This is a genomic window from Rheinheimera fenheensis (genome assembly GCF_039871805.1).
In the GTDB taxonomy this organism is placed as follows: Bacteria; Pseudomonadota; Gammaproteobacteria; order Enterobacterales; family Alteromonadaceae; genus Alishewanella; species Alishewanella fenheensis.
Window position 1 is genome coordinate 363,350 of record NZ_JBDPJM010000001.1, and the last position, 23,850, is coordinate 387,199.

Below are 23,850 nucleotides of genomic sequence, written 5' to 3' on the forward strand. Positions count from 1 at the left end.
AATCTTAGCCAATACTACAGGCCATACGAAGAGTATGGCCATGCACCACTTACAGCGCTAAGGTAAGAATTTGCCGCGCTTTAGCTAAATCAATATCGCCGTGCTCACCCAGTGCTGTCATGCCATTACGCTCCAGGTTAGCCACCAGCTTATCAATGTCCGCTGCGGTCAGGTTGTAATCCGATAAACGGGTTTTTACGCCCATATGTTCGAAAAAGTCCTGCGTGGCTTTAATAGTTTTATCAATCAGTTCATCTTCATTGCCACTGTTGATGTCGAACACGCGGCAACCAAACTGCAGCAGTTTCTGCCGCTTTTTCTCGCGCTGCACATACATTAAGGTTGGCAACACAATCGCCAGTGTTTGCGCGTGATCTAAGCCAAACAAGGCGGTAAGTTCATGGCCAATCATATGGGTGGCCCAGTCTTGCGGTACGCCTTTACCAATTAAGCCGTTAAGCGCCATCGTCGCCGACCACATGACATTAGCGCGTACGTCATAATCCTCTGGTGTCGCCAGGGCTTTTGGCCCCTCGCTAATCAGGGTGTGTAAAATGCCTTCAGCAAAACGGTCTTGCAGCGGCGCATTTACCGGGTAAGTCAGGTACTGCTCAATCACATGTACAAAGGCATCTACCACGCCGTTACCTACTTGCTTCGCTGGCAGCGAATAGGTGTAAACCGGATCGAGCACAGCAAATACCGGCTGCACTAAATCTGAACCAAAGGCGCGTTTTTGCGAAGTGGCTTTGTTGGTAACCACCGAATTGCCGTTACTTTCAGAGCCGGTGGCCGGCAAGGTTAACACCGCGCCAATCGGCAGCGCGGAGCTAAAGGCTGCGCCTTTGGCCAGAATATCCCACGGCTCGCCGTCAAAGTGCGCGGCAGCGGCGATAAACTTAGCGCCGTCAATAACACTGCCGCCACCGACCGCCAGAATAAAATTCAGTTGTTTGCTACGCACCCGCTCAACTGCCTGCATCAGGGTTTCCAGCGTTGGGTTAGGCTCTACGCCAGCAAATTCCTCAAACTGCACGCCATCGAGCAGGTTAAGCACATCTGTGTACACGCCGTTGCGCTTGATAGAGCCGCCACCATACAAAAACAGCACTTTAGCATCTTGTGGTAAGCGGCTTTTCGCCTCTTTGATTTGGCCTTTACCAAATAAAATTTCGGTTTGGTTTTTAAAGTTAAAATTTAGCATCGGTACTCCTGTCGTGTTACTTACTGCGCGGCTTGCTCAAGTTGTTTCAGCATGGCTGCGGCCAGGGCTTTATCTGAGAACGGGTTTTGTCCTGTGATCAATTCACGGTCTACCACTACATTTGGTGTCCAGGCTTCACTGTACTGCATGTTGCCACCGGCTTGCTGCATTGCCTTGCCCGGGTAATACTGCAACTTGTCGCCGTTTAATGAGGCTTCAAATACCGTCTCTTCTGCATCAGAGAAAATCGTCATCTTGTAACCAGCATACAGCCAATTCTCAGCAGTTGCCGGTTGTTGCTGCACCAGCGCTTGCTGAAAGGCTTGCGGGTTTTGCTGCGCCGATAACAACGCTATCGGGCCATGACAAATGGCGGCGGTGGGTTTTGCTGCGGCATTAAAATGCGCCAAAATTGTGCCTACTTCAGGGTTATTCGCCAGGTCAATCAGCGGCGCATGGCCGCCCGGAATAAACACGCCCTCGTACTGCTCCAGGCCGTCGGCAATCACCTCCTGTAGGGATAGGGTGTCATCAATGCCCGGAATTGAAGCAATAACCTGTTGAATGCGCTGCATTTCGGCCTCACTGCCACCAAAATACTGCACCGTAACCGACTTTTCATCGACTACCGGTGCATTACCTTTTGGTGTGGCTAATACCAGCTCATAGCCAGCCTGTATAAAAGCATCGGCCGGTACGCCAAACTCATTCAGGTAATAACCGGTGCTCAGCGTTTTACCATCCTGCAATGCCATCTGACTTTCGCTGGATAACAACACCAAAATTTGACCCTTGCTGTCTTGCGCCAACGCGGCCTGCGTCAGGCTGCCGGTTAACACTATCGCGAAAAAGGTTTGTTTAATCATCATTTGCCTCACTTGTGTTTGTGTCTGCCCTTTAAGGCAGGGTGTGGCGTTAAGTGTAGAAGAATTAGCTTGCGGGCAGAATTCAGCGCTTTTATGATCAGCCATCATTTATCTGATGGCTGATGCGATGTCTTACTTTGTGCAATTACGCACCTTTGTCGAGGTTTACCGCTGCGGCACCATTACCCGGGCGGCGGCTAATCTGGGTTTGTCACAACCGGCCGCAACAGCACATATTCAAAGCATTGAGTCGCTGGTGGGTTTTGCCTTATTTGAACGTAAAGCCCGTGGAGTAGAGCCCACGGCGGCGGCACACGATTTAGCACTGCAGGTATCCGCGCACTTAGACGCGGTCGAGCAAAAGCTGGCGTCGGTGCGTAATCGCAATAATGCCGTCTACGGCACATTGAATATCGCCGGCCCGGCCGAGTATATCAGTCAAATCGCCGGTGCGCAGTTTGCGAACCTGCTGCAGGCCGGTGAAATTAACCTGGTGGTGCACATAGGCAATAAAGAACGCATTTATCAGCTTTTGGCCGATGGCACAGCGGAACTGGCGATCACCGCCTCGGCGCCGGATCCGGCGCTGTATGATTATCAGATTATTGATAGCGAGCGGTTAATGCTGGTGGCTAACCGCTTTACTGGCACACATTTATTACAACAACCGGTTGATGCTGAACGGCTTAGGTTGTATCCGGTGATAAGTTACGACCCCACACTGCCGTTAATCCGACATTATTTTAATGCCGTGTTTAATGCGCCCTGTCAGTCGCCTATAGCAGCTATTTGCCCGGATATCCGCGCTATTGCCGGCATTGTTAAAGCAGGCGTTGGCTACAGCGTACTGCCCGATTATCTGTGCCGCGACGCAGTCAAACAGGGCCAGCTGGTGTACCTTGGTGAGCCCGGGCCGGAAAATTTTATTTATCTGGTATGGCGCAAAGGGGCGCTAAAGCACCCCAGAGTCAGCTACGCCAAAGATATCCTGCTGGCGTTTGCCAATATTAATAAATACGCCTCTGCTACCTAAGATAGGCTCATCAGCAAACCTTTACGCTTGCCGCTAATCAGGCTACTGAGGCCTGCTGCAGGCTGTGGCGGGCGGCCTGCGTTAGCGATACCATGGCCGGGCGAATGCTGTTTGCGGTAAGACAAGCACTGTCAAAACGGATAAAGAAAGTTTTATCGCGATAGCGCACATGAAAGCCCTCTGCCAGCACGTTTAACATCTTTACTTCGCCGGCATTAGCGGACTGCTGATGTTGCAGGTTAAGCATTAACGCCAGCGCATCGGCGTGATCATCATGCATATGGGTAATCATGCCGCCCGCCTGGGCCTGCCAGGCCGGTGTCGGGTACTGCCAGTCTTCGGCTTTAAACCAGTAAATTTCGCCAAAACCGCCGATATAGCGCACCCGGCTTGGTGTAATGCGGTAAAACTGAAAATCATGCGCCTGTTTGTAGACTTCGGCCTGGGGATATAACTGAAAATAGGCCTGTGCCTCGTCGCAGGTTTTTCCCAATAGCTCTGCCTCACCCAGCACAGTGACGCGGGCATTGGCCTGGCTGTCGTCTTGCGCGCCATCAAATACACATAAGCTGACTTTAGCATCGGCCTGCATATTGCGGCTGTGCTGGGCAATATCAGATGCATACAGCACCAGGCTGCCCTGCGCAGTCATCCAGTACGGCGTTACCGAGCCAAACGGGTAACCTTTTAACGATAAACTTAAGGTAGACAACACGCCGCTGTGTTGTTGGCGCAATAAGGCGCGGGCATTAAAAATATGTTGTTGCAGGTTATCACTTTGCATAAAAACTCCGCGTTAAAACAGTTAGAAATGAAAATAACGTCTGCCGCTTTGCTCATCGTGCTGCAGCTGGCCTGCAACCTGGTAACAACGGCATAAGTTGGTTTGGGTAAAGCAATGTTCGGCATCACCGGCAGCCAGCAGCTGGCCTTGTTGCAGCAAAATAAACTGATCAGCGACACGGGCGGCCTGATTAACATCGTGCAGCACCACCAGCGCCGTACCACCGGCGGCGACAAAGCTTTGCAGCGCTTGATAAAACTGGCGCTGCTGGTAAATATCCAGCGCGGCGGTGGGTTCATCCAGTAGCAACATGGCATGGCCAACGCCCTCGGGCGATACCAGCTGCAACCAGGCACGGGCAAACTGCACCCGCTGCCACTCGCCACCCGATAAACGGGTAATGGGTTTGTCCAGCAAAGGCTGCAGTGCCAAACGCTGAATAAGATCGCTGGCATACGCCAGACTTTGCGCCTGGCTTTCCAGCCAGGCATGGCGCGCCAGCAGCAGGTAATCCAGTACCAGAAAATCAAACACCGGCCGCTGTTGTTGCAACATAAAAGCGCGCTGTGTCGCCAGCTGTTGCGACGACCACTGCGCCAGGGGTTGCTGTTTAAACAATACTTCACCCGCGGTTGCCTGCAGCTCACCCGCTAACAGACTAAGCAAACTGCTTTTACCGGCGCCATTGGCCCCCAACACTGCAGTTAAACTGCCCTGGCGGATAGTTAAATTAAGTTGGTGCAGGCGCTGGCCAGCGCCACTGCCACTGCCAACACTGACTTGGCTTAACTCAAACATGGCGCGCTCCTCGACGATATTGCAGCAGTAAATAGAGGAAAAACGGCACGCCCAGCATGGAAGTAACCAGACCCACCGGCAATTCAGCAGGAATAATCACGATACGCGCCAGGGTGTCCGCCGCGGTAACCAGGATGGCACCAGCCAGCGCACTCAGTGGAATAAGGCTGCGTAAGTCTGGCCCGCTCAGCAAACGACAAATATGCGGCGTTACCAGGCCAACAAAGCCGACAATACCGGTAAAGCACACACAAACAGCCGTGAGCAGCGCCACACAGAACAAACTCAGCCGTTTAATCTGTTGTACCTCTACCCCCAGATATTGCGCGTCCTGCTCACCGCCCAGCATTAACGTCAGCGCAGTGCGATAGCGCCACAACAGCAGCAGCGGTGCGCTCACGCCAAGCGCCACCAACAGCACCTGTGTCCAGTTACTGCCGGCATAGCTGCCCATACTCCAGAAGGTAATCAGCCGCAGGGTGCCATCATCGGCAATAAAGGCCAGCAAGCCCATAAGGGTGCCCACCAGCGCATTGATCGCCACCCCGGCCAGGATCAGCAATAAGGTGTTCAGCCCAAGCGTGGTGTGCGCCAGCCGGAATACCAACTGGCTTATCAACAAGGCCCCGACAAAGGCCGCCAGTGAAATCAGCACCGGCTGCACTGGTGTAGGTAAAAACCGGCCTACATCGAACACCATCACCAGGGCAGCAAATAAGGCTGCGCCGGACGAGACACCAATCAGACCTGGGTCTGCCAGCGGGTTACGACAAATACCCTGCATTACCGCGCCGCACACGGCCAGACCGGCACCGGTAATGGCCGTAAGCAAAACTCTGGGCAGGCGAATGTCCCAGATCACCTGCTGCGCAAAACTGCCGGGCTCATTGTTAACGCCGCCGAACAAGCTGGCGATAACCTCTGTTGCAGCAATTGCCATGGCGCCCTGTGTTAATGACATCAGCATTAACAATAGCAATAATAACGCCAATACCAGCAAGGTACGCCGCTGCTGGCGGGCTTTATGCACCAAGGTGGCTTGCAACTGAGTGCGTAAGGGCAAGGCCGGCTCAGTGACTATGTGAGCAGTGCTCAATGCGCCTGATGACAACTCACTCATCAGTATTTGCCTGCGCCAGCTGCTGCAACTGAGCCACCGCCTGCGGCAGGCGCGGGCTTAGCCCCATAAAAATTAGCGGGTCGACAATACTGAGCTGGCAGCCCTGTTGCTGCGCCCAAAAGCGTAATGCCGGCAGCTGACACAGCTGCGCGGCGCTCTGGCCTGCCGCAGCGTGGGACGGCACCAGCAAGCGCTTGGGTGCACCGGCCATCAGCGCCTCTACCGACACCGGCTGATAGCCCGACACTGTGCCAAAGGCATTGGTAATACCGGCACTGTCAAACAAGGCAGCGGGCATAGTGTTGTTGCCAGCCGCCATTAAACCGCGCTCACCTACTGACACCAAAAATGCCATGGCCACAGGGGCGACCGGCTGCCCGGCTAATTGACTTAGCTGCTGGCGAATATCAGCAATTAAACTGGCCCCCTGCGGCTGCCGGTCAAAGCGCTGCGCCAGGGTGGTAATTAACTGATACAGGCTGTCCGTTTGGTAGCCATGCGGCACATTTACCACCTCTACGCCCATAGCCGCAATTTGCGCCAACACCTCTGCTGGCCCCATCTGGCCGTGGCCCACCAGCACAGTTGGCTGCTGTGCCAACACCCCTTCCGGGCTGAGCTGACGGTAATAGCCAATTTTCGGCAGGCGGGTAGCAGCCTCTGGATACAAGCTGGAGGTATCAACCGCCACCAGCTGATCACCTAGGCCCAGCGCAAACAACACCTCAGTAACGCTGCCACCGGCAGCAACAATACTTTCTGGCGCAGCTGCAGCCGGGCGCAGCAGACACAACAACACAACACTTAGACAGAGCAACTGGGTGCATCGATACATTTTCCCACTCCTTTATTGCAAATACGAATAATTATCATTAGGATCCAATCATCGCAAATAACCCAACCAGGTTCAAGAGGTAAACATGATCAAGCGTATTCCCTGGCTCTGTCTGACAGCCGTATCGTTAAGCAGCGCCGTGCTGCCTGGCGTTTCAGCTGAAGAAGCCGTAGAGCACATCAGTGTCACCGCCAGTCGCAGCGAACGTGATATCAACGAAATTGCGTCTTACGTGAGCTTTATCGACAGCGATACCATGCAGCAGCAGCTGATGACCGATATCCGCGATCTGGTGCGCTACGAGCCGGGTGTCAGTGTGGAAGGCGGTGGCCGTTTCGGCCTGTCCGGTTTTAATATCCGCGGTATCAACGGTGATCGGGTATTGATGCTGCTAGACGGCGTGCCGCTGTCTGATGAGTTCAGCTTTGGCCCGGCGTTATCGGCACGGCGTGACTTTATCGATATCGATTTGCTGCAATCGGTAGAGATCATTCGGGGCCCGGCGTCAACGCTTTATGGCAGCGACGCCATTGGTGGCGTAGTCGCCTTTACCAGCAAGGCGCCGAAAGATATGGTTGCGCCCGGCGAGTCGTTAGCCGGCAAGGTGAAGCTGGGCTATACCAGCGCAGCCGACGAAGGCTGGTTAAGTGGCCAACTTGCTGCAGTACAGGGCAACTGGCAGTGGCTACTCAGTGCCACACGCCGGCAGGGTCATGAAACTGACAGCTATTTTAGCCAGGGCCCAGAAACCGGCAGTGAGCGTCTGATGGCCGAGCCACAGCGTCAGCGCAGCCAAAGCGGCCAGGCCAAGCTGATTTACAGCCCTTCAGCGGCGCAGCAGTTCACTTTTATCGCCGACCACTTACAAGGCGAGAGTAAAACCGACCTGCTGTCGCAAGTTGGCACACTGGTGCGCGGTGTCAGAATTGATGCCAGCCAGGGCGATGATGAGCGCCAGCGCAGCCGGCTGCAATTTAATTACCAGTATAACGGCGAACTGGCTGCCTTTGATAAGCTGCAAACCAGGCTTTACTGGCAGCAATCAGACACCGAGCAAGACAGCGTTGAGCAGCGTTTTGGTGCCGCAGGCCGGCAAGATCCGACACCGATTGCGATGCTACGCAACCGCCATAGCGAGTTTAGTCAGCGTGCGCGTGGCGCCAGCCTGCAATTCGACAAAGCCTTTGCCAATCATTACCTGATTTATGGCACAGAACTGCAGCTAACAGACAGCGATTCGCTGCGCGATGGGGCGACCCGCCGAGCCGACAACGGCGACCTGCTGCCCGAGGGCAGTGTATTTCCCACCCGCGACTTCCCGCGTTCATCCGCACGCGAGGTAGCCGTCTTTGTGCAGGATGAAATGCGTCTGCTGGACGGCAAACTGACCCTGTCACCCGGCCTGCGTTATGACAAATTTAACCTTTCGCCCAAAGCCGATGCGCTGTTTAGCAGCGCCAATCCGGGGGTAGAAACCCAGGCCTATTCCGACAGTGAAGTATCGGCCAAATTTGGCGCGCTGTACCGGCTTAGCGCGCAGTACACCTTATGGAGTCAGTTCGCCGAGGGGTTTCGCATCCCGCCGTTTGACGATATCAATGTCGGTTTTACCAATTTTGCCGGCGGTTACACCTCATTGCCTAATGCCAATTTAGCGCCTGAACGGGTAAAAAGCTGGGAGCTGGGCATTCGCGCCCGGCAGGATAGCCTGGATTGGGAGTTCAGCCTTTACCACAACCGTTACGACAACTTTATTGAGTCATTGGCGGTAAAAGGCTTTAACCCGGCTACCGGCTTGCTGGAGTTTCAGGCCCGCAACCTGGATAAAGTCACCATCCGCGGTGCAGATGCCCGTATTAACTGGTATCCAATGCAGCAGCATGCCAGCTTGAGCAGTCTGCGTGTCACTGCCGCGTTAAGCTGGCTGGATAGCAAAGACAGCAGCACCGGCCAGGCACTAGACTCAGTCATGCCGCCACAAGCTGTAGTGGGAATAGGTTATGGTTTACCGGATGATAACTGGTCGCTGGAGCTGGTGAGCACGGCCGTAAAACGCGCCACCGTGGCGCAGCCAGCCGACACTGATGCCGCTCAGCCGTTCGCAGCACCTGGCTATGTCAGCCTGGATCTGCTGGGCCACCTGAACCTGGCGGCAGATTGGCGACTGAACTGGGGTGTATTTAACCTGACCGACCGCAAAATATGGTCGGCATCTGAAGTGCGCGGCCGCACAACAGCGGAAAACCTAGGCCAGTTCACCCAGCCGGGGCGTAATATTACCGCCAGTGTCAGTTATCGCTTTTAACGCTGCGTAAAACTAAGTGCAGGCAGCAATTTACTGCGGCCTGCCGGATATCTAACAACTCAAACGCTAACCCTAGCGCACCAAATGCCACTGGGTCTGACGGCCTGCCAGGTAAATCACCTGCTTGCCGTCAAAATAGGCGCTTTGCTCCAGCTTTATCTGTACCAGCTGCTTTTGCCACTCCGGCACCGCCTGTTTGATATTACCTTCAATGGCATAAGCCGTATTGGCGTAAAGCGGCCAATCGCCTTGTACCGGCGTCGGCCCCTGATTATCCCACATGCCTATGGTTGGCCCCGGCGCATGGCCAACAAAGCCCAGTGCATGGGTGTAAGTGCTGTGGTTAATTTTGGCTTTAGCCGCCGCTTTATGCGTAGCAGCCAATATTTCATTACCTGTGCGACCGGTTTTAAATTCGCCGGTGAGCAAATCTTGCCAGCGGTTGCCAGTCGCCAGGGCCGCTTTTAAACCAGCCGGGGCGTCGGTTTCGCCGTTTTTAAGCACATAGGCCATTTCCTGGGTATCGGTGCACAGCTTCAGGTAACAAATACCGACATCAGTGTGCAGTACATCACCACGTTGAATAATGCCGCTAGTACCACAAAACGGGTTATCGGCCTCGCAGACAACACCCGGCCGTTGCAGGTTAACGTACGGCATAAACCACACCGGTAAATCCAGCTGCTCAAAGCGCTCGCGGATGTACCAGGCTACATCGTTAGTGGTGGTAACGCCTGGGGTAATCACTTTATTGCTAAAGGCTTCGGCAATAACGCTTCTAGCCAAACTGACCACTTGCGGGTAAAGCTCCAACTCCGCTGCTGTGCGCTGTTCCAGCCAGCGCACCACCAACTTTTCGGCCGGTACCAGCCGGCTATGGTATTCCGCCGGCAGCACTTTTAGCAGTTGCTGATGCAGGCCTGATGTCAGGCCATCCGCTACCGGCCAATCGGTTGATACGTTAATACCTATTTGCTTCGGGCTGCGCTTAACAATTTCTGCCGCCAACGCCTGCCATTGCTCGGTTAAATTACCACCGGCCCAGGCGGAATCATAAGGTGCGCCCAGCGGGTAACGGTTAACAGATAGCTTTTCAAGGCTGCCATCGGCTTTGCGGCTAAACAGCAGCATGGTAGTGCGCCTTGCGGCAAAGGTCGGCTGCGGCACTAAGGTGAAATACACCGGATCTTCGGCATATTCCCGGTTAATCACCAGCCACATATCCAAACCAGATTCAGCCATCAGCTGCGGCAATAAGTTTTGCAACCGCTCGGTTAACATACGGTTTTCCGGTGCGATACGCGCGCGCGGCGACAATACCTGGAAGTCGTCAGCGGTTACCAAGGTACGCCCCTGAGTAAAAGTTTCGGGTTTTGCCGCTAACGGGCTGGTTAAGGTAGCGGCAAGCGCCAGTGCAGTTAATACAAATTTCATAGCTTCTCCCTGTTGTTATGGTGTTGTTGTAAGCCAGTTTTTTGCCCGCCGCAACCGTTAAGCGCCGTGGCCAGCGTGTTTTACCGACGAAAAGCGCGAAAACTGCGGTACACTTATAGCCAACTGAGTAAAGGAGTCGTTATGCCACGTTATTCTGCTGAATTTATTAAAGAGATGCCCAAATCTGATCTGCACCTGCATCTGGATGGCAGCCTGCGGCTGGACAGTTTAATTGACATGGCCAAGCGCACCGGCACTAAACTGCCATCAGATACGGTAGAAGGCCTTAAACAACAGGTATTTAAAGAAAAATACAATAACTTAGGCGAATACCTGCACTGCTTTCAGTACACCTGCGCCGTATTGCGTGATATGGAAAACCTGGAGCGCGCGGCCTATGAGCTGGCGATTGATAACCAGCTTGAAGGCGTGAACTACATTGAAGTACGCTTTGCGCCGCAGCTGTTGATAGATTTACCCAATAGCATCGATTTTGACCGCGTCATGCATGCGGTAAACAATGGTTTAAAGCGAGCCATGAGCGAATACAACCGCTCTGAGCCAGTATTAAGTGGGCAAAAGCCACCCTTTGCTTATGGCATTATCAACTGCGCCATGCGGATGTTTGGCGATAAAGGTTTCTCGCCCTATTACACCAACCTGTTTCAGCTGATGCGTGACTTTGCCCCGATGGATGTCATTAAGCTGGCGGCGATGGAGCTGGTACGCGCCAGTGTGCGACTGCGCGATGAAGAGGGTATACCCATTGTCGGGCTGGATCTGGCCGGGCAGGAAAGCGGTTACCCGGCCAGCAAATTTAAAGAAGTGTACGAGTATGCCCACCAGCACTTTTTATTAAAAACCCTGCACGCCGGTGAGGCCTATGGTGCAGAAAGCGTTTTTGAAGCCATTACCGAATGCTATGCCGACCGCATTGGCCACGGTTACTCAATGTTTATTCCAGAGATGATTGTCGATGCGGACATTAGCGATAAAGCCGCCTATATCCGTAACCTGGCGTCTTATATCGCCGATAAACGCATAGCAATTGAAGTGTGTTTAACCAGCAACCTGCAAACCAATCCGGCCATTAGCGACATCAAGCAACACAAATTTAAAGACATGTTGGATAACCGCATGGCGACAGTGATTTGTACCGACAACCGCCTTGTGTCTAACACCACTGTCAGCCGCGAGTATCAACTGGCACTGGATAACTTTGATATTCCGTTAAAACGCTTAAAAGACATGGTGGCTTATGGCTTTAAAAAGAGCTTTTTCCCCGGCAGCTATGTGGAAAAACGTGAATACGCCAAGCAATGTCTGGAGTACTTTGACCGCGTGGCGCAGCGCTACGGATTTATCTAAAAAAATCAATGGCATAAATAAGTGTCGCAAAAAGCATACAGCCTAAGCCTTTGATTTATAAAGCCACTTAGATTATGCGCAATTAACTGTCGCCATTTAGCAACAGTTAATTGCTCCTCCTGCCAGCACCCCCTACAGAAAACACCATAAATCATTGTTTTTAAATGAACAAAAATAAAATCGCAACCTTGGCACGCTGTTTGTATTAGTTATGGCACGCGACGTTACAGGAGAATGTCGCAAGCGCAAGCAACAGCACATTGCCTTTGCCACATTCTCCTTCAAACCGTGTTAACGCAGCCAACGACGTAACGGCTGCACCTAACGGAGGTGGTTATGGATTTATTCTTATTAGGTACCGTACTGTTTTTACTGGCCAATGTTGCCGTAGTCATTACGATGCTGCGCCGGGTAAACCTGCATAACGACAGCGTGCTGGCGTGGGAGCAGGCACAACTGGTCACAGCACAGCCTGAACTGGTACAACCGCAGCCTCAGGCGGTTTACACCCCTACTTATCTGGCGAAGGCGGCTTAAGCTGCTACGCCCCAATCCCATGAGTTCAGCCTCAGTGCTGAATTTTTGTCAGGCCAGCACCCCACTGGCCTTTTTTTTATGCCGCGAATGGCTTTTTTGTGTCGCCAATGGCTTTTTTTTTTGCCGCTAAAATAAGGTATGCTTACAGGCCTTAGCCTAAAGACATCAAACTATGCGCTTTTCATTACAAACGGCGTCACTACGCCAACTGGTACTGCTGAGCTTTTTTCTCGCCCTTATTCCGGTTGCTGTACTGCTATGGCAAAGCCATACCGCCTTAAGCGGTGTGAGCCAAAATGCAGTGGCCGAAGCCGAAACCTCGGTGGCCAGTGTGCGCCGGGCAGAGAACATGCAAAACCTGGTGGTGGATATTGAACGTGCTGTGCGCCAACATGCTGTGGTGAAAACAGACGCGCTGGCGCGGGTAGCCCGCACCCACCTGGACAGCTACGGCAATCTGCTCAGCGAGGTATGTGATAATGTCGGTCAGCCACAGCTTTGCCAGCAACAGCAGTATCAGCTGGCGTTACTGCTGGATAATTTCAGTGCGCTCAGCAGCAGCGAGCTGGAGCCGGTTATTCAGCAATTCCGCCTGCAACAACAACAACTAACGCAGCAAATTTGGTTATTGCTGGAGCAAAACCTGCAGCAACAACAACGCTTTGTGGTAGAAAGCCAGCAGCAACTGGCATGGCAAACCGTGGCTTTGGTACTGCTGACACTGCTACTCGTGCTATGGGCCTCGGGCCGCATTACCGCGCCGGTACGCAAACTGGATAAAATGATCCGCGCCATTGGCCAACAGCATCAGTTTCCGGATGAAAAACTCACCGGCCCGCGCGAGCTAACTGAACTGGGCGAGCAGTTACGCTGGCTCAGCTCTCGCTTACAACAACTGGAAGCACTGCGGCTGATTTTGCTGCGCCACGCCTCGCATGAACTAAAAACGCCGCTATCCAGTATCCGCGAGGGCTGCTCGCTACTAAGCGAACAACTGGTTGGCCCGCTTAACGCCCAGCAGCTGGAAGTGGTTGGCCTGCTAAATGGCAGTGCCGACAGGTTAAGTGTGCTGACCGAGCAATTATTGGATTACAACCGGCTGCTGCAACAGGCCAAGCCTGAGCCAGACTGGCACTCGCCACAACAACTGTTTACCGATTGCTTTAACGACCATGCGCTGTCGTTGCAGCAACGCGGCCAGAGTATTGAACTTAGCTGCAGCTTAAGCGCCATATACACCGACGCGACCCTGTTTCGCCGCATTCTGGATAACCTGATTAATAACGCCCAGGCGTATGGCAGCCAGGGCAGTCCGGTGTGGGTGAAATTATATCAGCAGGAGCACCAACTGGTGTTAGATGTGGCCAATAATGGCAACCCCATTCCTACTGCGCTTAGGGAAAAACTGTTTGAGCCGTTTCAACGCGGCACCACCCCCAGGTTTGACTCGGTACAAGGCTCGGGGCTGGGGCTGTCTATTGTTGCCGACTGTGCCCGCTTATTGGGCGGCCATGCTGATATCGTTGATGTGATCTATGCCGATGTCTGTATCCGGGTTCGGCTGCCACTGTTAGAGGAAAAACCCGCATGAAAACATCCCTGCTGCTTGCCGGTCTGCTGTTATTAACCGGCTGCCAGTTACCGCCACCACCCGAGCCGGTAACACCAGAGCCCGTGGAGCCACTGGAAGCTGAGCCACAGCCGGTGCAGCTGCCAGAGCCTGAGCCGGTGGCAACGCCTTTGGCGATCAGCGACGATGCTGCCACCTTGCAAGCCTGGGTAAATTATCGCGCCAACATGCTCAACCGCGTGAACGAAGAGCGCGAGCTGTTAAACGCCAGCACCGAACAAGACGATGTATGGCAATTAAAGCGCACTATTTTGCAGCTGCACCCCGACACGCCCTACCTCACCAGACTGAGGCTGCAAATGCAATCCGCCGATCAGCTGGCGACCTTGCCGGCGCCGCTGGCGGCATTACTTAGCTGGGATCTGGCCTTTAACCAAAAGCTGTTGGAAGCCGAGTCGGCGGTCAGTGCGCTTACCCGGCTAAACGCCCAGCAGCATGACAACGTCGAGCGGCTGCAAAAAATTAATAAAGAGCTGCAAAAGAAAATTGATGCCCTGACCCAAATTGAAGCCCAGCTAAACCAACCTGCCGTGGTGCAAGAGGATAACAATGGCCAGCCCTAAACCGCGTTTGTTACTGGTAGATGATGACCCCAGCTTATTGCGCTTACTGACCCTGCGACTGGAAGGGGAAGGCTATCAGGTGATAAGCGCGGACAGCGCCGAGGCAGCCTTACCACTGTTAGCGAAAAACAGCGTTGATGTGGTACTAAGCGACCTGCGCATGCCGGGGCTGGATGGCATGAGCCTGTTTGATGAAATAGCCAAACGTTACCCCGGTTTACCCGTGGTGCTGATGACAGCGCACGGCTCTATCCCTGAAGCAGTCGCCGCCACTCAGCGCGGGGTATTTGGCTTTTTAACTAAACCGCTTAACACCGCCGAGCTGCGCGACATTCTGCAAAATGCTGTGCATCAGTCGGTACCCGAGCAGGCCGAATGGCGTGAAGAAATTATTACCCGCTCGCCGCTGATGGCCGAGCTGCTGGAGCAAAGTTACCGGGTAGCGCAGCGCGATGTTAGCGTGTTAATTACTGGTGCCAGCGGTACCGGTAAAGAGCTGCTGGCGCGCGCCATCCATAAAGCCAGCCCACGTGCCGGCAAGCCCTTTGTTGCGATTAACTGTGGCGCCCTGCCCGAGCATTTGCTGGAGTCTGAGCTGTTTGGCCACACCAAAGGGGCCTTTACCGGCGCAGTGACCGAGCATGGCGGCCTATTTCGCGAAGCCGATGGCGGCACGCTGTTTTTAGATGAAATTGGCGATATGCCTGTGTCATTACAGGTAAAGCTATTACGCGCGTTGCAAGAGCGGCAAATTCGCCCGGTTGGTAGCAGCAAAACCATTCTGATTAACGTGCGGGTACTCTCGGCCACCCACCGAGATTTGCAGCAGGCGATGCAGGAAGGCAGCTTTCGTGAAGACTTATACTACCGGCTAAATGTAGTAAACTTGCAGCTGCCAACCTTAGAGCAGCGGCCGGAAGATATACCGCTGCTGGCACGCCATGTACTGCAGCAAAGCGTCGAGCGCCATCAGGTTGATGTAACACGTTTTTCCGACGATGCCATGCAACTGCTGGCCACCGCCAAATGGCCGGGCAACGTGCGTCAGCTGGTCAACGTGGTAGAGCAGTGCGTGGCGTTAACCCACAGCCCGGTGATTGGTGCCGCTCAGGTCGAGCAGGCGCTATCGCAAAACAGCAGCTACTGGCCCACCTTAACCGAAGCACGCGACCAGTTTGAACGACAGTACCTTATCCGGGTGCTGCAAATGACCGAAGGTAACGTAACCCGCGCCGCCGAGCTGGCCGGGCGCAACCGTACTGATTTTTATAAACTACTGAAAAAACATGAGCTCAGCGCGGCACAAGTGACCGAGCAGCAAGACGAGGCCGAGTAAATATGACCGCCATTACCCCACCCGACGCGCATTTAATTGACGATGAACATAATCCTGAATTAATTAAAGCCAAGATTATCAGCGAAACGGCCCGCATCAACTGGCTGGAACTGCAGAAGTTTTATGCCGCTGGCAGTGTTATCAGCGTCGCACCAGCGCTGGATTTGGTTGAGGTGGCCTTTGCTTTTAGCCGGGATGATAAAGCCCGCGTCGCCGACTGGCTGGCTGTGGGCAGTGTTAGCCGCACCAGTGAGCAACAGGCACAGCAGTGGTATCAGCAACAAACTGAGCTATGGGCGGTAGTGATATCCCCCTGGGTGCTGGTACAGGACAAACCACTGACGCAGCAGCTTAATTAAGCTGCTACACTGGCGCAAATAAGCCAAAACACTAAAGCAGCCTATGTCAGAACTATACAAAAAAAGCAGCAGCTCACGGGTCACCTTATCGCAGCTGATGCTGCCTTCGCACTCTAACTTCAGCGGCAAAATTCACGGTGGCTATTTGTTGTCACTGATGGACCAGATCGCCTTTGCCAGTGGTTCTAAATTCAGCGGCAAATACTGCGTTACCGCCTCTGTCGACCGGGTCGATTTTCTTAACCCGATTGAAGTCGGTGAGCTGGTCACCTTAAAGGCCTCGGTTATTTTTGTTGGCAACAGCTCAATGGTGGTCGGCATTCGGGTTGAAGCGCAAAATATTCAATCCGGTAAGGTAAAGCATTGTAATTCTTCGTACTTTACTATGATTGCTAAAGATGAACAGGGCAACAATGCCCGGGTGCCGAGGCTGATATTAACCAGCAAAGAAGAAGTGCTGCGCTTTGTTAAAACCACCCAGCGCTTAAAACTGCGCCATAGCTACGCCGAGCTTTGCGCCGATTTTGACGGTGATATGCAGCAAGCCATCGCGCAAATTACCGCCGATTATCAGGTACAAGTGCAGCTTCAATAACCGGATTAGCCGCTTAATACCATAATGAGTCCGCCACCGGCGACTACCCCGGCGATAAAGGCAATAATTGGCACCCAAACCGGTACAGCCGTGAAGCCTTTCTCATCTGACTCGGTTGATATGGCTTGTTCTAATAACCGGATCTCGGTATCAAACGCCGCCGCAAGCGCCTTGCTGGACTCAAGCGAAGCAATACCGTGCACTTCTATTCGCTGTATGGTACGTAAGCTCAGTGCGCAAATTTCTGCTAATTGTTGCTGCGTCCAACCTTTGTCAGTTCGTAACTGCCGGATAAGCTGTGGATTTAGTTGCATTGCTTACCCCTTCAGTAACGTCGCCAGACTGTAACCAACCAAGGCCCCGACTGCTCCACCTACCAAACCATAAAGGAAGTACATCGACAGCCGTTGCCAGAGCGGTTGATGCTGACGGGCAGCTTTAAGGTGACTCAGCATACGTTTTAAATCCCATTCGTCGCTGTCACGCTGCTGTCCGGCCAACCAGAACTCGATAAAGTAGGGCCCCTTAAAAATGCTGTCAACCCGAATTCGCACCTCTGCCGGCTTACCATCCAGTTGGAAATGATGTATCGAGCTATAACGAAAACTGCGTCTCTCAGACACCAGCTTATCATCAACATAAACCTGCTCTTTGCCGCTGACCATAGAAAGTAGCACCTTGATGGTGTGATCGGCATAGTCAAAGTAACTTAAAGTAGCTTCTGTTGTTTGGTTCATGGTTAGTCTCCTTGATTGACCTGAGCCAATTACAGCCGAGCTGTCGCAAAGATGTGACGACATGCTTAAGCCAGTCGCCAGACTGTCAGCTGACAGCAAGATGACAGTTTATTTATTTCAATGGGTTACCAGCTACAATCTATAGCATCATTAGGACAACAGCACAGCAAGAGTTATTTAAGTTGCGCTGCCAGCCAGCGGTTAATGCCTTGTGCCAGCTGTGGTGTTAGCTCACCTAAAATACCTTTTGCTTGCTCTGGCAGGTGCGCGCCGGGGTCGCCGTTTTCGACCAGCAGGTAATGGCGGATAAACTGCTGCCACGCCTGCTGCTGTGCTTTGGGCATATGCTTTAAACTGAGTAAGCCATGCAGCAACATCGGCAACGGCAGGGCGCCGGCGACGTAGGTGTCGCTCCACCAGTAGTTAATCAGTACGTTGAAACCTGACAACGACTGCACATGGTGCCACCAGGGTGTCGGGATATAAATGGCATCACCCGGCTCCAGCTCAACTGACAAGGCTGCTGCATAGGCTTTGGCGTAATTGGGGTGAGCCGTTAGATCCGGCTTTAGCATATTAACCAGGCTAACCGGCTGGCCGGCGGGGGTAAAGTCCAGCGGGCCGATATAAAGATTAGCAATTTGCTCGGGTGGAAACAGCGTAAAACGGCGTTTACCGGCCGCCACCACCGCAATATTTTGCGCTTCGTCAAAATGCGCAGGCACCGTCACCGCATTGCCCAACCAGATAAAAGCCTTAGTATCAGCCGGCAGTAAGGGGTTATCCAGTGTTAAGCCGGGAAAATGCTGCTGCACCGGCACGCATTGAACACAGTAACGCGATTCATCTGCCGTGCGTGCCAACATCTGGCTAATAGCGTCAGTCATACCCAGCTGTTTTGCGCTGTAATTCATGCCGCTCAGGCTGTCATTGTAAAACAGCCTGCCGTGAGTGCTGGCAGGCACATTCAGCACTGCCTGCGGGGTATTAGCTGAACATTGCTGTAACAGCCGGGCAGCGGCCTCGTCCGATTGCAACCCTGCCTGCACCAGTGGCCAGTGGCGGGCAAAGCCGCGCAACACCACTGGCTGGAATGGGTCGAGTACCTGCTGTTTAAAGTTAGCCGCCGTAACATCACTCAGCTCTGCCGGTGCAGGCAGTTTATCCAATGCCAGCGTCATTAATAGCCTGCCGCCTGGCCATCTTTACGTGATTCAGATGCACCAATCCAAACACCGTTCTCATGGTCACGCATAATGGCCTGATAACCACCATAACCACCCAGGCCATAGCGTACATCATGGCCTTTATGCATTAAACCACGCACGGTTTCATAAGGTACCCCGTGCTCCACTTCAATGTAGCCGCCGTTTTGCAGGTACATCTCACTGCCATCGGTTGGCTCGGTGCTGCCCAAATGCTGCCAGCGGGCGGCATCACCAGCCTCCTGCAGGCTCATGCCATAGTCGACCATATTCACCAGCACCTGCACATGCCCTTGCGGCTGCATAGCGCCGCCCATTACGCCGTAGCTGATTAACGGCTTGCCATCTTTGGTAATAAAGGCCGGAATAATGGTATTAAAGGGGCGCTTACCGGGCGCGTAGACATTGGCATGCTTTTTATCCATGGAGAACAGCTGGCCCCTGTCCTGAAACACAAAGCCCAACCCCGGCACTACAACACCTGAGCCCATGCCGCGATAGTTGCTTTGAATAAGAGAGACCATATTGCCGTCTTTGTCGGCCGTGGTCATATAGATAGTATCGCCCTCGTACAGGTGCGGGTTGCCGGCATCAACCCGTTTGGCCGCTTTGTCGCCGATCAGTTTGGCACGCTCGCGGCCATAGGCTTCTGAAATTAAACCTGCAATGGGCTGCTTGCTAAAATCGCTGTCGGCATAGAACTTAGCCCGATCTTCAAACGCCAGTTTTTTCGCCTCAACCATCAGGTGCAGGCTCTCTGCAGTGTTAAAACCAGCGGCTTTTAAATCGAAGTTTTTCAGAATTTGTAGCATTTGCAGTGCAGCAACACCCTGACCATTGGGTGGCAGCTCCCACAAGGTGTAACCTTTGTAATCAACACCTAAAGGCTCTACCCAATCTGAACGGTGGTTAGCAAAATCGGCATAACGCAGATAGCCGCCATTAGCGCGCATAAAACGGTCTATCGCTACCGCAATATCGCCTTTGTAAAAAGCGTCACGGCCGTCTTTGGCCAGCGCTTTGTAGGTGTTAGCCAGCGCCGGGTTCTTAAACAACTGGCCTTTGGCCGGCGCCTTGCCATTAAGGGTAAAGGTGCCGACAAAATCGCCCGGCTGTGGGCTTAATACCGGCACGCTGCGATCCCAGTAATAGGCAATTAACTCGCTAACCGGAAAGCCGTTGTCAGCATAACTGATAGCAGGCTTAAGAATATCAGCCATCGGCAGGCTGCCAAATTTTTTGTGCAGTTCAAACCAGCCATCTACCGCACCCGGCACGCTGATCGGCAACATGCCATGCGGCGGTAAATCAGTACGGCCCAGTTTCTCCAGTTCATGTGCAAGCATGTCATAACTTAGGCTCAGCGGTGAGCGGCCTGAAGCATTTAACCCGTGTAACTTTTGGGTTTTTGCATCCCAAACGATGGCATACAAGTCGCCACCGATACCGTTGCCGGTGGGCTCCATCAGGCCAAGTGCGGCGTTAGCCGCAATAGCCGCATCTATGGCGTTACCGCCTTGTTTCATAATATCCAGCGCAATCTGGGTGGCCAGCGGCTGGCTGGTCGCGGCCATCGCCTGCTGTGCTATCACCTCGGAGCGACTGGCAAACTGCTCGCCGGTAATACGATCATAACTGTGCGCGCCACTGCTCAGCGCCAGTGCAAACCCTACCCCCAAGCCAAGTAACAGACGTTTCATAACAGACTCTCTTTATTTCTTTGTTGTGGCTAAACCCTAACCAGCTGCGCCTTACCATACCAGCAGTTTACGACCAGACCAAGGCAGGGTGCGATGTTTATGCCCCGTAGCGGTGCGCACTAAGCTGCTGCTGTTGCTCAGGACTAATTGCCACCGCCTTATTGCTGGTGTAATCGAACTGCACCATAACAGCCGTGCCAGAGACGGTTTTTACGCCGTCTTGCCAGGCTTCCTGATACACATCAAACGAGCTGTTGCCAATACGGCTGATGTAGGTGCGCAGCTCAACATCAGCATGAAAATGGGTTTGGGCGTGATAATCCAGTTTTACGCTGGCGACAATTAACGGCCAGTGTTGTAAATTAAGCTCTGGTGTAAAAATTTTGAAAACATCACGCCGGGCGCCTTCAAACCAGACGGCAAACACCGTATTGTTGATATGCCCCAGCGCATCCGTGTCAGAGAAACGCGGAGTAATAATTTGTTGCCACATAAGGGATCCCGATGACTGATTTTATTGAAGTGTACGATAATGCGTTAAGCGAACAATTTTGCCAACAGCTTATCAGCGTGTTCGAGCAAAGCCCGCATAAGGCACCGGGCCGTACCGGTGGCGGCGTCGACCCCAGCAAAAAGGTCAGCACAGACCTTTACCTGTATCAGCATGCCGAATATCAGGACCTGCTAAAAGTGATTTGGCAGGCCACCACTCACTACGCCAGCGAGTACTTTAAAAAGTACCATTTTGCCTTGATAGGCCCGGTCGGGCTCACCATAGCGCACCCTGATACCGGCAAACCGGTTGCCATTACCCATGATAATTTTGCCGAGCTTGGCGAGCCAAAAACACTGGACTTTATGCGCGTACTGTTTCGGCTGGGGAATATTCAGGCACAGAAATATCAGGCTGGGGTCGGCAACTATGGTTACTGGCACAGTGAAGTTTACCCGCAGCAAGGCAGTACTGAGCCACTGCACCGGGCACTACTCTTTATGTTTTATTTAAATGATGTGACCGAAGGCGGCCAAACCGAATTTTACTACCAGAATAAAAGTATTCAGCCCAAAGCCGGCCGCATGGTGATCGCACCGGCCTACTTTACCCATACGCATCGTGGCTGTATTCCAGTATCGAACGATAAGTATATTTTAACCAGCTGGATTTTATTTAACCCGGCCGAGCAAATTTATGGCCCGCCACAGCGCTAAGCAGGGCGCGACAGTAGCAATAAAAAAGCCCCTTTGAACAGGGGCTTTTTATACAGTGTAACTTAGAACTGGTAGCGCACACCCAGCTCGAACGAACGCTCTGGACCAACATAAATGCCCTGGCGTAAACCAGTGATATAGCGTTTGTCGGTCAGGTTTTTCACTGCACCAAATACACTGACGTTATCAGCCAGATTGTATTGTGCCGTGACATCCAGCACGGTGTATGACGGCATTAAGCCACCCCAGATACCGCCAGCCGCATCTGTCGGGATATCTTCACGATTGCTGGGGTCGCCATATTGCTCACCACGGTAATGGGCACTGATGGCGGCCGTTAGTTGCTCCAGTTGGTAAGTTAGTGCCAGGTTGGCAATAAACTTCGGTGCATACGGCAGACGGTTGCCAGCGTTATCACCGGTTTTAAACTCTGACGTAGGTACCCAGGTAGCATTGCTGTCCAGGCTGAAACCACCGCCCAATTCATATCCCAGCATAAACTCCATACCGCGATGCTCGGTTTTACCCGCGTTTGACTGTGACAACGCCGGGTCGCTGTTACCGGTTACCACCTGATTACTGAAGTTCATCACAAAAGCCGCCACTTCATAGCTTAGGGCGCCTTCTTTACCGCGCAGGCCAACCTCAAAGTTAGTTGAGCGCTCGCCGTCTAACTGTTGATCCGTCAGGCCGTCCAGTGCCACACCGTTTGACGCTGGCGAAAAGGCGCGGTACACACCACCGTACAGCTGAGCAGCATCGGTTAAGTCATAGGTAGCACCCACACCTGGCAACCACTCGGTATTGCTGGTGGTGGCCGTCGCGTTGTTGTCAGTCAACACAACCCGGGTTTGCTCGTAGCTTTCTACCCGCAGGCCGGGAGTAACAGCGAAACGCTCGGTTAGCTCGATACGGCTTTGTGCATAAGCGGCGACGCTGTCGGCTGAATCGACGATATGACGGTCATTCAGCCCGGTACGGTCTGAGCTGCGCACCGCGCGGATACGGGTGTCGTTGGCTTCTTCCTGCATATAGCGCACACCAAACTCACTGTTGGCCACCTTGCCAAACAGCTCATGATCTACGCTTAACCGGCTTTCAATACCCACACGGTCAAAACTGCGGTTATTGCCGGTTAAATCATCGGTATACACCCAACGACCAGCCTCGTTTGAGGCGGCAGTATCCACGTTATAGCGCCAGTAATCACGCGTCATTTCGCTCCAGTACAGCAGTGTTTTCAAGGTGCTGCTGCTGGATAAAGTCCACTCGTGATTAAGATCAATACCGGTACGGTCGGTTAAGAAGTAATCGTCCGGGGCCGGGTTGTAGTCGGCGCCGGCTAAATAGTCGGCCAACAACATGCCACGGTAGGAAATATTGGCATCGTTTTCATGGCGTGACGCCTTAATACCCAGTTTATGCGCATCGCTAAATACCACACCGGCTTTGGCCATTACATCGGTCATGTCATAACCTTTGTTCATAAAACCGTCGCTGGTGGCATGACTGGCCACCACACCGGCAAAAGCATCACCCGACTCGCTCTTACCGCCGGCCTCTACGCCCAGCTCACGCATATTAAAAGAGCCGGCACGGGCTAACAGTTTTACGCCATCGTCCGGCGTTTTAGTCTGGTAATTCACCACACCGCCGATAGTAGAAGGGCCGTAACGCAGTGAAGAAGAGCCTTTTAACACTTCGACCTGTTCCACGCGCTGAATACGCGGGTTAAAGTAGCGATCGTTACCGATAAACAAGCCCGGCGCTACCGGCACACCGTCTTCCAACACCAATGATTTTGATTCACTGGCCGATAAACCACGCAGACCAAAGTTAGACACTACGGCGGTTTCTTCTTCGCTATTGACATTAATACCGGCGATACGGCGCAGCACGTCCTGGTTAGACAGTGGCTGAATTTGCTCAATCTGGGTACGATCCAGCACGACTACAGTACCGGTTTGTTCCAGCAATACCGGCGCCGCTTCACCCACCACGCGGATCACTTCCAGCGTTGGCATAATGCTTTTGCGCTCAACTGCCGCTTCGGCTGCCGGTGCTTGTTGCTGCGCAGCAGCACCTAAGGAGACAGACGCTAGGGCTAATGCCAGGCTAAGACGGGATAATTTAAGGTGCATAACAACTCCGTTGATAAACAGGTCAATTTTGAATGGGCGCAATTAGAACACAGCAAATAATACGAATCAATCTCATTTGATCTACTACTAC

At 53.1% G+C, this 23,850-nt stretch carries 23 protein-coding genes; 10 read left to right on the forward strand and 13 right to left on the reverse strand.

What is annotated here, in order from left to right; translation table 11 throughout:
- Positions 1 to 49: 49 nt before the first annotated feature.
- Together ABGI61_RS01505 and ABGI61_RS01510 are read right to left on the reverse strand one after the other, a co-directional pair.
- Positions 50 to 1,204 (reverse strand): iron-containing alcohol dehydrogenase, encoded by a 1,155-nt coding sequence (locus ABGI61_RS01505; RefSeq protein WP_347595790.1) that lies wholly within the window; start codon positions 1,202 to 1,204, stop codon positions 50 to 52.
- Positions 1,205 to 1,224: 20 nt separating this feature from the next.
- Complete coding sequence (locus tag ABGI61_RS01510; protein ID WP_347595793.1) at positions 1,225 to 2,073, reverse strand: type 1 glutamine amidotransferase domain-containing protein; 849 nt, start codon at positions 2,071 to 2,073, stop codon at positions 1,225 to 1,227.
- Positions 2,074 to 2,185: 112 nt separating this feature from the next.
- Between ABGI61_RS01510 and ABGI61_RS01515 the strand changes: the two genes are divergently transcribed.
- On the forward strand, positions 2,186 to 3,103 hold the full coding sequence (locus ABGI61_RS01515) for a LysR family transcriptional regulator (RefSeq protein WP_347595796.1): 918 nt from the start codon (positions 2,186 to 2,188) through the stop codon (positions 3,101 to 3,103).
- A 37-nt stretch (positions 3,104 to 3,140) separates the two neighbouring features.
- On the opposite strand, the gene ABGI61_RS01520 is transcribed toward ABGI61_RS01515, so the two are convergent.
- The 4 genes from ABGI61_RS01520 to ABGI61_RS01535 are packed head-to-tail and all read right to left on the reverse strand — an operon-like array spanning position 3,141 to position 6,640.
- A complete protein-coding gene (locus ABGI61_RS01520) occupies positions 3,141 to 3,887 on the reverse strand; it encodes a HugZ family pyridoxamine 5'-phosphate oxidase (protein WP_347595799.1) in 747 nt (248 codons plus the stop codon).
- Positions 3,888 to 3,908: 21 nt separating this feature from the next.
- Positions 3,909 to 4,685 carry an ATP-binding cassette domain-containing protein gene (locus ABGI61_RS01525; protein ID WP_347595802.1) on the reverse strand — a complete coding sequence of 259 codons (777 nt, stop codon included), beginning with the start codon at positions 4,683 to 4,685 and terminating at the stop codon, positions 3,909 to 3,911.
- Complete coding sequence (locus ABGI61_RS01530) at positions 4,678 to 5,805, reverse strand: FecCD family ABC transporter permease (protein ID WP_347595805.1); 1,128 nt, start codon at positions 5,803 to 5,805, stop codon at positions 4,678 to 4,680. Before ABGI61_RS01530 ends, ABGI61_RS01525 begins: the two co-directional genes overlap by 8 nt.
- On the reverse strand, positions 5,798 to 6,640 hold the full coding sequence (locus tag ABGI61_RS01535) for a heme/hemin ABC transporter substrate-binding protein (protein WP_347595808.1): 843 nt from the start codon (positions 6,638 to 6,640) through the stop codon (positions 5,798 to 5,800). Before ABGI61_RS01535 ends, ABGI61_RS01530 begins: the two co-directional genes overlap by 8 nt.
- 85 nt (positions 6,641 to 6,725) lie before the next feature.
- Here ABGI61_RS01535 and ABGI61_RS01540 point away from each other — a divergent pair, with 85 nt between their 5' ends.
- Complete coding sequence (locus ABGI61_RS01540) at positions 6,726 to 8,945, forward strand: TonB-dependent hemoglobin/transferrin/lactoferrin family receptor (protein ID WP_347595811.1); 2,220 nt, start codon at positions 6,726 to 6,728, stop codon at positions 8,943 to 8,945.
- 72 nt (positions 8,946 to 9,017) lie between these two features.
- Here the strand turns inward: ABGI61_RS01540 and ABGI61_RS01545 are convergent, their stop codons facing one another.
- A complete protein-coding gene (locus tag ABGI61_RS01545; RefSeq protein WP_347595814.1) occupies positions 9,018 to 10,379 on the reverse strand; it encodes a M24 family metallopeptidase in 1,362 nt (453 codons plus the stop codon).
- Between the two features lie 141 nt (positions 10,380 to 10,520).
- Here ABGI61_RS01545 and ABGI61_RS01550 point away from each other — a divergent pair, with 141 nt between their 5' ends.
- From ABGI61_RS01550 to ABGI61_RS01580, 7 genes are all read left to right on the forward strand, one after another.
- Positions 10,521 to 11,747 (forward strand): adenosine deaminase family protein, encoded by a 1,227-nt coding sequence (locus ABGI61_RS01550; protein WP_347595816.1) that lies wholly within the window; start codon positions 10,521 to 10,523, stop codon positions 11,745 to 11,747.
- Between the two features lie 336 nt (positions 11,748 to 12,083).
- The gene (locus ABGI61_RS01555; RefSeq protein WP_347595819.1) at positions 12,084 to 12,284 is read left to right on the forward strand and encodes a hypothetical protein; all 201 of its coding nucleotides are present in this window, start codon (positions 12,084 to 12,086) and stop codon (positions 12,282 to 12,284) included.
- A 172-nt stretch (positions 12,285 to 12,456) separates the two neighbouring features.
- Positions 12,457 to 13,875, forward strand: a complete 1,419-nt coding sequence (locus ABGI61_RS01560) for a sensor histidine kinase (RefSeq protein WP_347595822.1) — start codon at positions 12,457 to 12,459, stop codon at positions 13,873 to 13,875.
- Positions 13,872 to 14,477 carry a hypothetical protein gene (locus ABGI61_RS01565; protein ID WP_347595825.1) on the forward strand — a complete coding sequence of 202 codons (606 nt, stop codon included), beginning with the start codon at positions 13,872 to 13,874 and terminating at the stop codon, positions 14,475 to 14,477. Before ABGI61_RS01560 ends, ABGI61_RS01565 begins: the two co-directional genes overlap by 4 nt.
- Positions 14,464 to 15,813 carry a sigma 54-interacting transcriptional regulator gene (locus tag ABGI61_RS01570; RefSeq protein WP_347595828.1) on the forward strand — a complete coding sequence of 450 codons (1,350 nt, stop codon included), beginning with the start codon at positions 14,464 to 14,466 and terminating at the stop codon, positions 15,811 to 15,813. The genes ABGI61_RS01565 and ABGI61_RS01570 overlap by 14 nt, the downstream gene beginning before the upstream one ends.
- A 2-nt stretch (positions 15,814 to 15,815) precedes the next feature.
- On the forward strand, positions 15,816 to 16,172 hold the full coding sequence (locus tag ABGI61_RS01575) for a DUF2288 domain-containing protein (protein ID WP_347595831.1): 357 nt from the start codon (positions 15,816 to 15,818) through the stop codon (positions 16,170 to 16,172).
- Positions 16,173 to 16,215: 43 nt separating this feature from the next.
- The gene (locus tag ABGI61_RS01580; RefSeq protein ID WP_347595834.1) at positions 16,216 to 16,767 is read left to right on the forward strand and encodes an acyl-CoA thioesterase; all 552 of its coding nucleotides are present in this window, start codon (positions 16,216 to 16,218) and stop codon (positions 16,765 to 16,767) included.
- A gap of 5 nt (positions 16,768 to 16,772) precedes the next feature.
- Here the strand turns inward: ABGI61_RS01580 and ABGI61_RS01585 are convergent, their stop codons facing one another.
- From ABGI61_RS01585 to ABGI61_RS01605, 5 genes are all read right to left on the reverse strand, one after another.
- Complete coding sequence (locus ABGI61_RS01585) at positions 16,773 to 17,081, reverse strand: helix-turn-helix domain-containing protein (RefSeq protein WP_347595837.1); 309 nt, start codon at positions 17,079 to 17,081, stop codon at positions 16,773 to 16,775.
- Positions 17,082 to 17,084: 3 nt separating this feature from the next.
- The gene (locus ABGI61_RS01590) at positions 17,085 to 17,504 is read right to left on the reverse strand and encodes a hypothetical protein (RefSeq protein WP_347595840.1); all 420 of its coding nucleotides are present in this window, start codon (positions 17,502 to 17,504) and stop codon (positions 17,085 to 17,087) included.
- Positions 17,505 to 17,677: 173 nt separating this feature from the next.
- Complete coding sequence (locus ABGI61_RS01595) at positions 17,678 to 18,685, reverse strand: cupin-like domain-containing protein (protein ID WP_347595843.1); 1,008 nt, start codon at positions 18,683 to 18,685, stop codon at positions 17,678 to 17,680.
- The gene (gene ggt / locus ABGI61_RS01600; protein ID WP_347595846.1) at positions 18,685 to 20,409 is read right to left on the reverse strand and encodes a gamma-glutamyltransferase; all 1,725 of its coding nucleotides are present in this window, start codon (positions 20,407 to 20,409) and stop codon (positions 18,685 to 18,687) included. Before ggt ends, ABGI61_RS01595 begins: the two co-directional genes overlap by 1 nt.
- 97 nt (positions 20,410 to 20,506) lie before the next feature.
- Complete coding sequence (locus ABGI61_RS01605; RefSeq protein ID WP_347595849.1) at positions 20,507 to 20,902, reverse strand: acyl-CoA thioesterase; 396 nt, start codon at positions 20,900 to 20,902, stop codon at positions 20,507 to 20,509.
- An 11-nt stretch (positions 20,903 to 20,913) separates the two neighbouring features.
- Here ABGI61_RS01605 and ABGI61_RS01610 point away from each other — a divergent pair, with 11 nt between their 5' ends.
- Entirely contained in the window at positions 20,914 to 21,618 is a 705-nt protein-coding gene (locus ABGI61_RS01610; RefSeq protein ID WP_347595852.1) for a 2OG-Fe(II) oxygenase, read from the forward strand.
- A 62-nt stretch (positions 21,619 to 21,680) separates the two neighbouring features.
- Here ABGI61_RS01610 and ABGI61_RS01615 read toward each other — a convergent pair whose 3' ends face one another.
- Positions 21,681 to 23,759 carry a TonB-dependent receptor family protein gene (locus ABGI61_RS01615; protein WP_347595854.1) on the reverse strand — a complete coding sequence of 693 codons (2,079 nt, stop codon included), beginning with the start codon at positions 23,757 to 23,759 and terminating at the stop codon, positions 21,681 to 21,683.
- Between the last annotated feature and the right edge of the window lie 91 nt (positions 23,760 to 23,850).

Excerpts from the sequence above, each read along its gene's own strand:
- ABGI61_RS01530 (WP_347595805.1), bottom strand. The coding sequence starts at position 5,805 with ATGAGTGAGTTGTCATCAGGCGCATTGAGCACTGCTCACATAGTCACT.
- ABGI61_RS01545 (WP_347595814.1), bottom strand. The coding sequence starts at position 10,379 with ATGAAATTTGTATTAACTGCACTGGCGCTTGCCGCTACCTTAACCAGC.
- ABGI61_RS01555 (WP_347595819.1), top strand. The coding sequence starts at position 12,084 with ATGGATTTATTCTTATTAGGTACCGTACTGTTTTTACTGGCCAATGTT.
- ABGI61_RS01535 (WP_347595808.1), bottom strand. The coding sequence starts at position 6,640 with ATGTATCGATGCACCCAGTTGCTCTGTCTAAGTGTTGTGTTGTTGTGT.
- ABGI61_RS01505 (WP_347595790.1), bottom strand. The coding sequence starts at position 1,204 with ATGCTAAATTTTAACTTTAAAAACCAAACCGAAATTTTATTTGGTAAA.
- ABGI61_RS01605 (WP_347595849.1), bottom strand. The coding sequence starts at position 20,902 with ATGTGGCAACAAATTATTACTCCGCGTTTCTCTGACACGGATGCGCTG.
- ABGI61_RS01510 (WP_347595793.1), bottom strand. The coding sequence starts at position 2,073 with ATGATGATTAAACAAACCTTTTTCGCGATAGTGTTAACCGGCAGCCTG.
- ABGI61_RS01565 (WP_347595825.1), top strand. The coding sequence starts at position 13,872 with ATGAAAACATCCCTGCTGCTTGCCGGTCTGCTGTTATTAACCGGCTGC.
- ABGI61_RS01515 (WP_347595796.1), top strand. The coding sequence starts at position 2,186 with ATGGCTGATGCGATGTCTTACTTTGTGCAATTACGCACCTTTGTCGAG.
- ABGI61_RS01585 (WP_347595837.1), bottom strand. The coding sequence starts at position 17,081 with ATGCAACTAAATCCACAGCTTATCCGGCAGTTACGAACTGACAAAGGT.
- ABGI61_RS01610 (WP_347595852.1), top strand. The coding sequence starts at position 20,914 with ATGACTGATTTTATTGAAGTGTACGATAATGCGTTAAGCGAACAATTT.
- ABGI61_RS01520 (WP_347595799.1), bottom strand. The coding sequence starts at position 3,887 with ATGCAAAGTGATAACCTGCAACAACATATTTTTAATGCCCGCGCCTTA.
- ABGI61_RS01595 (WP_347595843.1), bottom strand. The coding sequence starts at position 18,685 with ATGACGCTGGCATTGGATAAACTGCCTGCACCGGCAGAGCTGAGTGAT.
- ABGI61_RS01560 (WP_347595822.1), top strand. The coding sequence starts at position 12,457 with ATGCGCTTTTCATTACAAACGGCGTCACTACGCCAACTGGTACTGCTG.
- ABGI61_RS01580 (WP_347595834.1), top strand. The coding sequence starts at position 16,216 with ATGTCAGAACTATACAAAAAAAGCAGCAGCTCACGGGTCACCTTATCG.
- ABGI61_RS01540 (WP_347595811.1), top strand. The coding sequence starts at position 6,726 with ATGATCAAGCGTATTCCCTGGCTCTGTCTGACAGCCGTATCGTTAAGC.
- ABGI61_RS01525 (WP_347595802.1), bottom strand. The coding sequence starts at position 4,685 with ATGTTTGAGTTAAGCCAAGTCAGTGTTGGCAGTGGCAGTGGCGCTGGC.
- ABGI61_RS01570 (WP_347595828.1), top strand. The coding sequence starts at position 14,464 with ATGGCCAGCCCTAAACCGCGTTTGTTACTGGTAGATGATGACCCCAGC.
- ABGI61_RS01550 (WP_347595816.1), top strand. The coding sequence starts at position 10,521 with ATGCCACGTTATTCTGCTGAATTTATTAAAGAGATGCCCAAATCTGAT.
- ABGI61_RS01575 (WP_347595831.1), top strand. The coding sequence starts at position 15,816 with ATGACCGCCATTACCCCACCCGACGCGCATTTAATTGACGATGAACAT.
- ABGI61_RS01615 (WP_347595854.1), bottom strand. The coding sequence starts at position 23,759 with ATGCACCTTAAATTATCCCGTCTTAGCCTGGCATTAGCCCTAGCGTCT.
- ABGI61_RS01590 (WP_347595840.1), bottom strand. The coding sequence starts at position 17,504 with ATGAACCAAACAACAGAAGCTACTTTAAGTTACTTTGACTATGCCGAT.
- ggt (WP_347595846.1), bottom strand. The coding sequence starts at position 20,409 with ATGAAACGTCTGTTACTTGGCTTGGGGGTAGGGTTTGCACTGGCGCTG.